The sequence below is a fragment of the Streptomyces sp. NPDC031474 genome (assembly GCF_055581185.1).
In genome coordinates, this window is the sequence record NZ_JBVIJX010000009.1 from 310,117 (window position 1) to 324,183 (window position 14,067).

General features: G+C 70.4%; 5 protein-coding genes. 3 read left to right on the plus strand and 2 right to left on the minus strand.

Features of this window, described 5'->3' with window-relative positions; all coding sequences use genetic code 11:
* Positions 1–175 precede the first annotated feature (175 nt).
* The 3 genes from ACZ5SK_RS20860 to ACZ5SK_RS20870 all read left to right on the plus strand — a co-directional run bounded on the left by ACZ5SK_RS20860 (position 176) and on the right by ACZ5SK_RS20870 (position 10,587).
* Entirely contained in the window at positions 176–3,088 is a 2,913-nt protein-coding gene (locus tag ACZ5SK_RS20860; RefSeq protein WP_361700766.1) for a LamG-like jellyroll fold domain-containing protein, read from the plus strand.
* Between the two features lie 99 nt (positions 3,089–3,187).
* Positions 3,188–10,063, plus strand: a complete 6,876-nt coding sequence (locus ACZ5SK_RS20865) for a polymorphic toxin-type HINT domain-containing protein (RefSeq protein ID WP_468576415.1) — start codon at positions 3,188–3,190, stop codon at positions 10,061–10,063.
* Positions 10,064–10,113: 50 nt separating this feature from the next.
* Positions 10,114–10,587, plus strand: coding sequence for a hypothetical protein (locus ACZ5SK_RS20870; protein ID WP_334579682.1), 474 nt, complete (start codon positions 10,114–10,116; stop codon positions 10,585–10,587).
* Between the two features lie 124 nt (positions 10,588–10,711).
* On the opposite strand, the gene ACZ5SK_RS20875 is transcribed toward ACZ5SK_RS20870, so the two are convergent.
* Together ACZ5SK_RS20875 and ACZ5SK_RS20880 are read right to left on the minus strand one after the other, a co-directional pair.
* Positions 10,712–11,518, minus strand: coding sequence for an endonuclease I family protein (locus tag ACZ5SK_RS20875; RefSeq protein ID WP_334579683.1), 807 nt, complete (start codon positions 11,516–11,518; stop codon positions 10,712–10,714).
* A gap of 191 nt (positions 11,519–11,709) precedes the next feature.
* Positions 11,710–14,010, minus strand: coding sequence for an ArnT family glycosyltransferase (locus tag ACZ5SK_RS20880; protein ID WP_361700761.1), 2,301 nt, complete (start codon positions 14,008–14,010; stop codon positions 11,710–11,712).
* Between the last annotated feature and the right edge of the window lie 57 nt (positions 14,011–14,067).

The window sequence follows — 14,067 nt, forward strand, 5'->3', positions numbered from 1 at the left end:
CCACATCACCGGTGTGAGGGAAGTGGTCAGTTGATATGGAAAGTGGCTTGAATCGGTAAAGGAAGTCCCATACGTTCTCCCTCGCCCCTGCAGTGCTGCATGGGCACATCAACTTCATCAACTTCATATTCGTCAGAGGGAGCTCTGGGGAGAGCTCCAAGGGGGAGACAAGGGAATGACCAACCCTTGGTTCAGGCGGCTTCGTCGTACCCGGACGCTCGGTGTGCTGCTCGGCAGCGCCGTCGTCCTGGGCACGTTGCCCGCCGTCACCAGCGCGGCCGAGGCCGCCGACACCGTAATCAGCAGCTCGGCCGGTACCACCGCCGAGGCGACCGCGTTCGCCGAGGCCGCCGCCACTGGCGAACCGGTGGAGATCGTGCCGCGGCGCACGGAGGACGAGCTCGTCTTCGCCAACCCGGACGGCTCGCTCACCAGTGAGACCAGTGTGCAGCCCCAGCGGGTGCACCGGGCGGACGGCAGTTGGGCCGCCGCCGACGCGACGCTGGAGCGGCGGGCCGACGGAACCGTAGGACCCAGGGCCGCCGTCGTCGACCTGACCTTCGCGGCCGGCGGCTCGCAGGACTTCGTGACCCTCGGCGAGGACGGCAGGTCCTTCACCCTGCGCTGGCCGAAGCCGCTGCCCGAGCCCGTGCTGCGGGGCGACACCGCCGAGTACCGCGAGGTGCTGCCCGGCGTGGACCTGCTCGCCTCCGCCTCGGTCACCGGGTACGCCTACGTGCTGGAGGTGAAGACGCCCGAGGCCGCCCGCAACCCGGAACTCGCCCGGCTGCGGCTGCCCGTGCGGGTCGACGGGCTCGACCTCAAGGCCGCAGCGGACGGCGGGCTGGAAGCCGTCGACGCCTCCGGCGCGCGCCTCTTCGGCGGCCAGGCCCCCAAGATGTGGGACTCCGCGACCGCCGCCCAGCAGCTCCCGGCCGAGGCCGCGGCCGATGCCCATGTCGAGGCCGTGGCCGCCTCCGGGGCCGCCGCCCCCGTCCAGGACGCGCCCGGCGCGGCCGCGAAGGTCGCCGACATGGGCCTCGACGTGTCCGCCGACGCGGTCACCGTCGTCCCGGACCGCACCGTGCTGACCGCCGCCGACACCGACTTCCCGGTCTATCTCGACCCGGAGGCCGGCATGTCCAAGAGCGAGTGGCTGTACGTCTCCAGCGCCCACCCGGGCACCGAGTTCCACAAGTTCAAGGACGACGAGGGCGTGGGCCGCTGCTCGTACAAGTCCATCGGCGGCACGTACTACGTGTGCAGCTCCTCGCCGTACACCAACCGCATGTACTTCCAGTTCTCCACCGCGGGATGGAAGAACCGCACCATCTCCAAGGCGGTCTTCGAGGTCTACGAGACGTTCTCCTTCTCCTGCCAGGCGAGCACCGTCAACCTGCATCTGGTGGACGAGGCCGGCGTCGACTCCGCCACCAACTGGAACAACAAGCCCAAGGACGGCGACCTGATGGTCGACCGCACGGTGGCCTACGGCCGCGGCAGCAGTTGCAGCCCCGACGCGCCCGCCGGCTGGGTCGACTTCCAGGACAGCAGCAAGGAGGACAACGAGAACCTCACCCCCACCGTCCGCAAGAAGGCCGCGGCCGGCGCCCCGATCGCCTTCTCGCTGCGCGCCGCCGACGAGGACGACGCGAACTCCTGGAAGCGGTTCCGCGGCGACAACGCCAAGCTGGTCGTCACCTACAACACCACCCCGGGCAAGCCGTACAACGAGCGGCTGAGCAACCCGGAGGAGAAGACCTGCACGACCGACAACACCAAGCGGCCGTGGATCCGTGACGACACCCCGACCATGGCGGTCAACGGCACCGACGCCGACTCCTACACCGACGGCACCGGCCAGAACCTCACCGCGACCTTCCGCGTCTGGGACCAGGTCGACGGCCGGCCCATGGTGTACGAAGGCAAGGACGGCCCGCAGAACGAGGGCGTGTTCGAGAAGGGCATCCCGATCAGGGAGCTGGCGCACGGCCACGGCTACAAGTGGCACGCCCAGACCTACGACGGCTCCACCGGCAAGCTGAAGGACTCCGGCTACTCGGACTGGTCCGACTGGTGCGAGTTCGTCGTCGACACCGAACGGCCCGACACCAAGCCGCTGGTGACGCCGGCGGACGGCGAGGCCGACCTCCCGGCGGGCGCCGAGCGGCACTTCACCGTCTCCGCCAACGGAAACTCCGACTCGGTCTTCAAGAACGACGTCGAGTACTACGAGTGGGACCTCGGCAACGACACCCCCGGCCGCCACGCCACGCCCGCGAGCCTCGGCGGCAACGCAACCATCGAGGTGGCGCCGTCCACGTTCGGGCCGAACGTGCTCTACGTGCGCAGCGTCGACCGGGCCGGCAACCGCGGCCCGCTGGAGAAGTACATCTTCACCGCCGACCGCGCCTGCGCCGACGCCCTCGCCGACTCGTGCGCGGCGGCCGTCTACGGCCTCGACCAGAGCACCGGCGCCACCGTGCCCGACGCCTCCGGCCACGACCGCACCCTGACCGTCAAGGGCGCCGACTGGGTCGCGGGCAACCACTCCGCCGACCAGCCCGCCGACAAGGCCCTGCGGTTCAACGGCAGCAGCGACTACGCCACCGCCGCCTCCGCCGTCCACACCGGGCAGGCGTTCACCGTGTCGGCGTGGGTGCGGCCCACCTCGCTGAGCGAGAACATCGCGGTGATCGGCCAGTCCGGCGGCCAGGGCAACGGCTTCAACCTCTACTACTCGACGGCGTTCAAGCGCTGGATCTTCGGCCGGCACATCTCGGACACCGCCGACTCCGACATCATCCGCGCCATGGCGGCCAGTGAGAAGCCGGCCGTCGTCGGCAGGTGGACACACCTGGCGGGCACCTACGACCCGGCCGCCCGGAAGTTCACCCTCTTCGTCGACGGCGAGGAGCAGGGCAGCGCCGCCGTCACCGACGTCTGGAACGCCACCAAGGGCCTGAACATCGGCCGCGCCCAGTACAAGGGCGAGTGGCACGACTTCTTCGCCGGCGACATCGACGACGTCCGCCTCGTGCCCGGCCTGCTCTCCGGCACGGAGATCTACCGGCTCGCGAACAGCTGATCACCCGGTGATCACCGGCTGATCAACCGGCTGATCACCGGCTGCACTTCGACGCTCCTGACCAGAGCGTCCGCCACATCACAAACGGGAGGAGCGCGCATGCGCTCAACACGGAGACATCACGCCCGAAAGTGGGCAAAACCCCTGGCCGCGACCGTGTCCGCGGCCCTGACCCTGACCCTGCTCCAGGCCGTCCCCGCCCTCGGCGACGACGACACCCGGGAGCAGCGGCGGCCCAAGACGCAGGACGTGGCCTCCACCCCCGTGGAGGAGGCCGACGGCCCGCGCACCCCGCTCAAGCACCTCACCGGATACGGCGTCACACCCCGCCCGAGAGCCGCCTGGCCCGAGCCGGGCAGCGCCACCGTCACCCTGGGAGCGAGCGGGGCGAGCGGGGCGGGCGGGGCGACCGCGGCGGTCCGCAAGGGGCTGCGCGCGGGCGGTCTCCCCGTCCGCCTCGCGGCTCCCAAGGCCGCCGCCTCGCGGGCGGCCGCACCCACCCGGGCCAAGGTCGACGTCCTCGGTCACGCCGCCGCGCGCAAGGCCGGCATCGACGGCCTGCTGCTGAAGGTCACGCGCGCGGACGGCCGTACGACGGTCGGGGGCAAGGTCTCCGTCCAGGTCGACTACGCCTCCTTCGCGCAGGCCTACGGCGGCGACTGGGCGCAGCGGCTGCGGCTGGTGCAGCTGCCCGCCTGTGCGCTGACCACGCCGAACGCGGCCGCCTGTCAGGGCGTCACGCCGCTCGCCACCAGCAACGACGTCCGGGGGCAGAAGCTCACCGCCGACGTCCCGGCGGCCGTCGCGGGCGCCAAGGCGCCGCTGCTCGCGGTGTCCGCGGCGCCCGCGGGCGGTTCCGGCTCCTACACCGCGACCTCGCTGGCGCCCTCGGCGTCCTGGCAGGTCGCGGGCCAGACCGGCGCCTTCACCTGGCAGTACCCGCTGCGCGTGCCGCCCGCCCTCGCGGGCCCCTCGCCGCAGCTGGGCCTGGCCTACAACTCGGCCTCCACGGACGGTCGTACGGCCTCCAGCAACAACCAGACCTCCTGGGTCGGCGAGGGCTTCGACCTCAGCGCCGGCTACATCGAGCGCGCCTACCGCTCCTGCACGGAGGACGGCCACGACGAGGCCGGCTCCCAGAAGTACGACCTGTGCTGGCACTCCGACAACGCCACCATGAACTTCGGCGGCCGGGCCGGCGAGCTGGTGAAGAAGTCGGCGAACGAGTTCCGGCTGAAGCAGGACGACGGCACGAGGATCGAGCGGAAGACCGGCGGCTTCAACTCCGACGACAACAAGGAGTACTGGGTCGTCACCACCACCGACGGCACCCGCTACTACTTCGGCAAGGGCAAGCGGGAGTCCGAGGCCGCCGACGCCGAGAACACCGGCTCCTCCTGGGAGGTCCCGGTCTTCGGCGACGACAAGGACGAGCCCTGCCACAAGGACACCTTCAAGGAGTCCCGCTGCCAGCAGACCTGGCGCTGGAACCTGGACTACGTCGTCGACGTCCACGGCAACACGATGACCTACTACTACGGCACCGAGACCAACAAGTACGACTCGGTGCGCGGCGACAAGGTCGTCTCCTACGACCGCGGCGGCTGGCTCAAGCGCGTCGAGTACGGCGAGCAGGAGGGCAAGGAGAACACCACCGTCGCCCCCGCGCAGGTCGTCTTCACCACCGTCGAGCGCTGCACGGGCGCGGCGGCCGACTGCGAGCCGGGCGATCTGAAGGAGTCCACCGCCACGCGTTGGCCGGATGTGCCGTTCGAGCAGATCTGCACGTCCGACACCGAGTGCAAGGACCAGTGGTCGCCGACCTTCTTCAGCCGTAAGCGCCTGTCGAAGGTCACCACGCAGGTGCTGGGCGCCGACGGCAAGACGTACACGGACGTCGACGTGTGGGACCTGGCGCACAAGTACCAGAGCGCCGACACCACCCACTCCCCGGCGATGTGGCTGGAGTCCATCACCCACTCCGGCAAGGACGGCGCGAACAAGCTCCCGAAGCTGACCTTCTTCGAGCGGCAGGACGCCAACCGTGTCGACACGGGCGCCGACGACCGGCTGCCCATGTACAAGTGGCGCATCCGGGCGATCCAGTCGGAGACGGGCGGCACGATCTCGGTCAACTACAAGCCGAACGAGTGCACCCCCTCGAACCTGCCCACCCCCGAGACCAACACCAAGCGGTGCATGCCGTCCTTCTGGTCGAAGGAGGGCACGGTCGGCGAGAAGGAGGACTGGTTCCACAAGTTCGTCGTCGACACGGTGATCGAGGACGAGGTCACCGTCACCGGCCCCAACAAGGTCACCTCCTACGACTACTCCGGCGCGGCCTGGGCCTTCGACGACAGCGAGCTCGTCAAGACCAAGAACAAGACCTGGAACCAGTGGCGCGGCTTCCGCTCCGTCACCATGAAGACCGGCGAGGCGGGTTCCAAGCAGCTGCGCACCGAGACCACCTACCTCCAGGGCATGGACGGCGACCGGGAGAAGGAGTCCGGCGGCAGCAAGTCCGTCACGGTCACCGCCTCCGACGGCACCAAGGTCCGCGACGACGAACGCCACCAGGGCTTCCAGCTGGAGCAGCGCACCTTCGACGGCGCCGACGAGATCAACGCCACCGTCAGCACCCCCTGGAAGTCGGCCCCGACGGCCACCGAGGGCAGCGACGAGGCGACCTACGCGGCGGTCAAGTCGACCAGGACCCGCACGGCGCTGGACGGCGGCAAGGTCCGCCGCGCCGCCATCGAGCACTTCTACGACTCCTACGGCATGCTGGAGCGCTCCTCGGACTCCGGCGACCTCGCCGACCCCGACGACGACACCTGCACCACGAACGCCTACAACCGCAACACCGACATCGGCCTGCTTACCCTGCTGAAGCGGGTGACGGTCGTTCCGGTGGCGTGCGACGGCGGCCCGCCGTCCTACCAGGGCGAGGCGATCAGCGACGTCCGCACCTGGTACGACGACCCCGACACCTACGGCGCCACGCCCACCAAGGGCGACGTGGTCCGCAGCGAGAAGGTCAAGGGCTACACGGCCGACGGCACGCCCCAGTACGTGACCACGTCGACCGCGAAGTACGACGCCCACGGCCGGGTGACGGACTCCGCCGACCAGCAGGGCAACACGACGAAGACGGCGTACACGCCCACCCTCGGCGGCCCGGTCACCGGCATGAAGGTGACGGACCCGGCGGGCAACTCCACGACCTCCACGGTCGACCCGCGCTGGGGCCTGGTCACCGCGACCGTCGACGCCAACAAGCAGCGCACCGACCTGGAGTACGACGGCCTCGGCCGGCTGCTCAAGGTGTGGCTGCCGGGCCGCGCCAAGGCATCTCAGACCCCGAGCCTGGAGTACGGCTACCTGGTCCGCAACAACGCGCCCGTCGTCACCACCACCAAGTCCCTGCTCCCCAACGGCTCGGTGGCCACCAGCCACCAGCTCAGCGACGGCCTGCTGCGGCCGCGCCAGACCCAGACGCCGGCGGCGAACTCGGGCCGGGTCGTCACGACCACCGAGTACGACAGCCGGGGCCTGGCCGTGAAGGAGATCGGCCCGTTCTACAACTCGGCGGCCGTCAGCACGAGCTTCGTGAACGTGGTGGACGCCTCCGAGGGCACCCCGCGCGAGACGGAGACCGTCTACGACGGCGCCGGCCGGCCCACGGACGAGATCTTCCGGGTCGCGGGCGCGGAGAAGTGGCGCACGAAGGCGTCGTACCACGGCGACCACACGACCGTGGATCCGCCGGCCGGCGAGACGCCGACCGCCACCTACAACAACGCGCAGGGACTGACGACCAGACTCCTGCAGTTCAAGGGGTCCTCGCCGACCGGTGACGCCGACACCACCACCTACGCCTACGACACGGCGGACCGCCTGACCGAGGTCAAGGACCAGTCCGGCAACGTCTGGTCCTACGAGTACGACGTGCGCGGTCGCCAGACGGTGGCCAAGGACCCGGACACCGGCACCACCCGCATGACGTACAACGACCTGGACCAGGTCCGCACGACGACGGACGCCCGCGGCACCGTCCTCACCTACGACTACGACAAGATCGGCCGCCAGCGCTCCCTGTACAACGGCTCGACGAAGCTGGCGAGTTGGGAGTACGACAGCGCGACCGTGGCCAACGGCAAGGGCCGGCTGGCCTCGGCGACCCGGTGGATCGGCGCCGACGCCTACACCACGTCCGTCGACTCCTACGACGTGGCGGGACGCCCCACGAAGTCCTCGGTCACCATCCCGGCCGCCGAGGGCAGGCTGGCGGGCACCTACTCCGTCACCGCCTCCTACAAGCCGGACGGCTCGCTGAACGACGTCGACCTGCCGGCCGCCGGCGATCTTCCCGCGGAGACCGTCACCACCGGCTACACCGCGACCGGCCTGCCGTCCTTCACCCTGGGCGACAAGACCGACTACGCCCGCGAGACCCGCTATTCCAACTACGGCGAGGTCCTCCAGCTGACCCTGGGCACCGCCAGCGCCGACAAGTACACCTGGCTGACCAACACCTACGAGGAGGGCACCCGGCGCCTGGAGCGCGCCCGCATCGACCGGGAGATCGTGAAGACCCCGGACGCGGACCTCACCTACGGGTACGACCCGTCCGGCGAGATCAGGAAGATCGCGGACACGCCGGAAGGGAAGACGGCCGACGTTCAGTGCTTCCGTTACGACTACCTGCGCCGGCTGACCGACGCCTGGAGCCAGACCGCCACCGACTGCGCCGCGTCCGGCGACACGGCCACGATCGGCGGCCCGGCTCCCTACTGGCACTCGTACGCGTATGACGCCGCGGGCAACCGCACCGGCGAGACCCGCCACGCGACCGGCGCCACCGGTACGGCGGCCATCACCCAGACGACGTCCTTCACCCCCGGCGGCACGGACGCCAAGGGCGGGGTCCACGTCCACGCGCCGAAGTCCGCCGAGGCGCGCACGGTGACGTCCGCCAAGGAGGTCACGGCCGCCCAGTCCTTCGCCTACGACGAGTCCGGCAACACCGTCCGCCGGACGAAGGCGGCGACCGACCTGGCGCCGGCCGTCGACCAGAAGCTGGACTGGGACGACGAGGGCCATCTGGCCGCCGTCACCCCGTACACCTCGGGCGGCGCCCTCGACGAGGCACAGAAGACCGGCTTCGTCTACGACGCCGACGGCAGTCGGCTGCTCCGCAAGGAGAAGGGCGCGGTCACCCTCTACCTGGGCGACCAGGAGATCCGCCTCGACACGGCGAAGAACACCCTCACCGGCACCCGCTACTACTCGCACGGCGGGCAGCAGATCGCCGTGCGCACGGCGGCCGGGGTGACCTGGCTGGTCGGCGGGCAGAACGGCACGGCGGAGATCGCCGTCCGGGCGGCCGACTCGGCGATCGTCCAGCGCCGCACCCTCCCGTTCGGCGAGGTGCGCGGGGCGGGGCCGGCCGCCGGGGCCTGGCCGGGCGACAAGGCCTTCGTGGGCGGCACCGCCGACGCCACCGGCCTGATCCATCTCGGGGCGCGCGAGTACGACCCGGCGACCGGCCGGTTCGTGTCGGCCGACCCGGCGCTGAACTTCGACGACCCGCAGCACCTCAACGCCTACGCGTACGGGCGCAACAACCCGCTGGCCTTCCCGGACCCGACGGGCCTGTACTGGGGCGAGTCCTGGATCAGCCCGATCGGCCACGGCGTCCTCGACGTCGCCGGTCTGGTGCCCGGCTTCGGCGAGCCCGCCGACCTGCTCAACGGCCTCTGGTACACGGCCGAGGGCAACTACATCGACGCCGGTCTGTCCTACGCCTCGGCCATCCCGATCGCGGGCTACGGCGCGAGCGCGGCCAAGGGCGCCCGGTACGTCAACAAGGCCGTGGACGCCGTCGACACCGCGACCGACGCGGCCAAGGCGGCCGACAAGGTCAAGGACGCCAAGAAGGTCGCCGACGACATCACCCCGCCGGCCACGCCGAAGCCCAAGCCGAAGCCCGAACCGGCCCCGCCGGCCAAGGCCAAGGAGGCGCCCGAGGTCAAGAAGGGCGACTCGGGCGGCAAGAAGGGCGACGGCGCGGGCGAGAAGGGCGGCACGACCGGCAAGGCCGACGACGCCGACGCGCCCGGCCCCTCCTGCAAGGTCGGCAACAGCTTCGTCCCCGGCACGACCGTCGTCATGGCGGACGGCACCGAGAAGCCGATCGAGGAGATCGAGCCCGGCGACGAGGTGCGGGCGGTGGACCCCGAGTCCGGCGCCGCCGAGGCCGAGCCCGTCACCGCCGCCATCACCGGCCACGGCGTGAAGAACCTGGTCGAGATCACCGTCGACGTCGACGGCGACCGCGGCGAGGCCACGGCGAAGGTGACGGCGACGGACGGCCACCCGTTCTGGGTGCCCGAGCTGCACGAGTGGGTCGACGCCAAGGACCTGAAGCCGGGGCAGTCGCTCACCACCGACAAGGGGGCGCGGGTCGAGGTGGTGGCCGTCGTGAAGACGGTCCGTACCGCCACGGTGCACAACCTGACGGTCGCCGACATCCACACGTACCTGGTCCGGGCCGGCGCGGTGCCGGTGCTGGTGCACAACTGCGGGAACGCGGAGAGGGACCACGGGGTCCAGGGAGCGCATCCCAAGGACCACATCGGCAAGACCGACCAGGAGCTGACCGACCGTGCCGCGAACGACCCGACGGCCGGCGGACGGGCCTCGTCCCTGAACGCCGGTGACGCCCAGGCCCACATCGACACGGCGGTGCAGGCCAACCTGAGCAAGATCAACGAATGGATCCGCAAGCAGTCCACGCCGGTGAGCGCGCGCAGGGAGTTCACCCATGACTTCGGCGCGACCGTGATCGGCAGGAAGGCGGACGCGAGCGGAGTCCATGACGCCACCAAACTCACCCTGGTGGTCATGAAGATCAACAAGGGGACCGGCGGACACAAGGGGGCCTGGGTGCTGTTCACTCTTAAGGCCAACTGACCGCCGCCGCCGTGCCCCACCTCGTCGTTCATGAACCCAGGAGCTTCCAAGTGCCCACTGCCGAGGAGCAGTTCGCCGGTTTCCTGCTGTCGCTGGACCGTTTCCAGAAACAGCTCGCCGAGTTCATGCTCGGGACGTTCCTGTCGTTCGACTTCAGCGGCGACCGCACGGACGACGAGACGGAGCTCCTCCCACAGGTCCTGCTCGATGTCGTGGACGGGGTGCCGCAGGTGACCCTCCATCACGGCATCACGTGGCTGGACCTGACCCGGGACCAGGAGCCCCACGAGTACCGGCTCGCCGTGATCCTCGCCTTCACCGGGGCGGGGATCACGGTGGAGGCGTTCGTCCGGCTCGACCTGGAGCGGGACATGGGCGAGTGGCCGGCCGGGGTGCATGTCCCCTACCGGGAGCGGGCCGAGGGGCTGGACCTCGACGAGGCGGTCGCCTACGTCGAGGCCCGGGTCGAGGAGATGTGCCGCAGGCACGAGGACGCGGCCCGGCTGGGCCTCGCCCGGCGCTGAGCCGAAACGACGCTGAGCCGAAACGGCGCTGAGCCGAAACGACGCAGGGCCCTTCCGGGAAATTCCGGGAGGGCCCTGTGCTTTGTGCCTGTGGTGACGGTTGTGGTGACGGCCGTGCCGTGTCCTACCAGATCGCGTCGACCCACTCGGGGTGGTCGATGAACGGGTTGCGGTTGTGCTGGTAGGTGTCGTAGATGACCTGGTTGCGCTTCTCCTCGAAGGCGCTCGGCGGGTCCTCGTCGTTCCACTGCTTGAGCACGGAGAGCTTGCCGATGTACGGGGCGCTGCCGTTGTTGACCTTCTCGTTGGGCTCAAGGTCGGCGAAGCCGTCGCCGCCGTCGTAGCGGACCGCCATGTAGAGGATCATGCGGGCCACGTCGCCCTTGTCGGCGTCGCGCGGCTCGAAGGAGTCGGAGTCGGTGAGGCTGCCGCCGCCGCCCGAGACCGTGCTGCCGCCGTTGTCGAAGTCCTTGTTGCCGCGGACGCTGTTGACCGTCACGTCCGCGGGCCGCAGGTGGTGCAGGTCGGTGCCGGGACCGGTCACCTCGCCGAAGTCGCCGTGGGACTTGGCCCACACGTGCTCGCGGTTCCAGTCGCCGACGTCGCCGCCGTTGAGGGACTTGCTGCGCGAGACGCCGCTGTACAGCAGGATCACGTTGCTGCTGTTGTTCGGGTCCTGGTCGGTGACCTTCAGCGCGTTCCAGACGGCGGAGTACGAGATCTTCGAGACATTGGCGCTGATGATCGTGTGCAGGGACGACTTCAGGCTCGTACCCGTCTTGCCGACCGCGTTCTTGTAGTACGTCGAGTCGTACGCCGTGGTGGTCGCGGCGGCGGGGGTCGCCGTGAGCGCGGGCGCGGAGAGGCCGACCAGGACGGCAGTGGTGGCAAGCGCCACCGACTTCCATCGGCGTATGCGTGTCGCCAGCATGTGGGGTGTCCGATCTACGCGGGTTGACAGGAGGCGGCAATCGGGAGAGTGACATGCACATGCGGTCATGGCAATGAATCTGACATGTCCATCAGATGACGGGAACCGGCAAACCGCCCTTTGTCTACGCGAGTTGACATGCCGAAACGGCCCCCGACAGGAAAGTCGGGGGCCGTTGGGGGCTGTGCGCGTCAGCTCACGTCGGAGGCGTCCAGCCGGTAGACGGTTGAGGTGTTGGAGGTGTTCGAGGTGCTGGAGGAGGTGGAGGATGTGTCGGCCTCGGAACCGGCCTCGGAACCGGCCTCGGAACCGGCCTTGGAGGTCGAAGTCGAGCTGTACTCGCTCTCCTTCACCGCCGTCCCGTTCTTCTGCACCCAGGTGGTGATCTCGGAGAGGAGGCTGTTGTTGCCGCCGCCGGGGCCGCCGCCGCTGCCGAGCTGGATGTAGTGCAGTTCGCCCTTCTTCACCAGTTCCTTCAGCTTGGCCAGAGTCATCGCGTTGTCGGAGCCGGTGAAGCCGAACATCGAGATGACGGGCTTGCCGGTGCTGAGGATCAGCTGGCCCGCGCTCTGCGAGTTGGAGACCGCGATCAGCCACTCGGCACCGTCCTGGTGCTTCTCCAGGTACGAGACGAGCCCGCTGTCGGCGCCGCCCATACCGCCGCCACCGCCCATACCGCCTCCGGCTCCGCTTCCGCCTCGGGCGGGGAACTCCCCGTTCGCGCCGCCCTGTTGACCGTTCTGGCCGTCGACCTGGCCGTCGCCCTGCGGGAGTTCGCCGTTGCCGCCGCCCGGGGGCATCTGCCCGTCGCCACCCCCGCCGGGGAACTCGCCGTTGGCCTGGCCGCCCTGCTGCGTACCGCCCTGCTGCGTGCCGCCGGGCAGCTGTCCGCCGGGACCGCCGTTGCCGTCGCCGCCCATGCCGCCCCGGCCGCCGCCTCCGCCGGGTCCGCCCATGCCGCCTCCGGTGGAGGGGCCGGCGGTGGGGTTGGTGCCGCCCATCATGCCCGCGGAGGAGCCGAAGGCCGGCGAGGCGGCGTACGCCGTCGGACCCGCGAGGGCCGCCACGATCGCCGCGGCGACGGACACGCCGAGCAGCCGGACCCTGGTGCCGGAGCTCGCGGACCGCAGGACGAACAGCCCCACGATCGCGAGGACCATCACCACCCCGACGGCCGGCCACAGCCAGGTGTTCCAGCCGGTGGCCCGGCGCAGCAGCACGATCGCCCAGATGGCCGTGACGGCCAGTCCCGCGGGCAGCACCCACGACCAGCGGGCGTCGCCGCCGCGGAAGGCGCGCCACAGCATGACGCCGCCACCACCGGCGAGCGCCGCGATGCCGGGGGCGAGCGCGGTCGTGTAGTACGGGTGCATGGTGCCCTCGGCCATGGCGAAGGTCAGGTAGTGCAGCACCAGCCAGCCGCCCCACAGGACCAGCGCGGCGCGGGTGACGTCCGTGCGCGGGGCGCGCCCGCACAGGACCAGGCCGGCGACGAGCGCGATGCCCGCGAAGGGGATCAGCCAGGAGATCTGGCCGCCGAGGATGTCGTTGAACATCCGGCCGATGCCCGCGGTCCCGGCGAAGGTGCCGCCTCCGCCGCCCCCGCCGCCTCCGCCGTTGCCCTCGCCGCCGAGGACGCGGCCCAGGCCGTTGTAGCCCATGATCAGGTCCCAGGCGCTGCCGTCGGTCGAACCGCCGATGTAGGGGCGGTCGTCGGCGGGCACCAGGGACACGGCCGTCGCCCACCAGAAGCTGGAGACGGCCAGTGCCGCGGCCGCGAGCAGCAGGTTGACGGCCTTCTTCCGCCACCCCAGCCTCGACGCGTACACGTAGACGGCGAAGACGGCGGGCAGGGCGATGTAGCCCTGGAGCATCTTGGTGTTGAAGGCGAGCCCGAAGCACACGGCGGAGCCGATGAGCGGCAGCAGCCTCTCGTCACGCGTGGCGCGCAGCGCGAGGGCCGCGCCCGCGACCATCAGCAGCACCAGGACGGTGTCCGGGTTGTTGTCGCGGTTGATGGCAACGGTGATCGGGGTCAGCGCGAGCACGAGCGCCGCGACGGCGGCCGCCGCATGCCCGAACACCCGCTTCACGGACGCGTGCAGGATCCAGATCGTGCCCAGCGCCGCCGCGACCTCCGGCGCCATCATCTGCCAGGTGCCGAAGCCGAAGATCCGGCAGGACAGGCCCATGATCATGAGCGCGAACGGCGGCTTGTCGACGGTGATGAAGTTCCCGGCGTCCAACGAGCCGAAGAACCACGCCTCCCAGCTCTTCGTACCGCTGTAGACGGCGGCGCTGTAGAAGCTGTTGAGGCTCGAACCGGACAGGTTCCAGGAGTAGAGCACGCCGGCCAGCAGCATGATCGCGATCAGCGCGGGGAGCGACCAGCGCGGCGCCTTGTCCGGCGGGGGCGCCGCGGGGGCCGCCGTCGGCGGGGGCCGGTCGGGGGAGACGGTCGTGTGGGGATGCGGATCGGTGGCTGATGTCACTCGGGCATCGTGCAGAGCGGGGGTGGGTGCGCGCTGTGCCGTAGCTGGCCCTCAGCT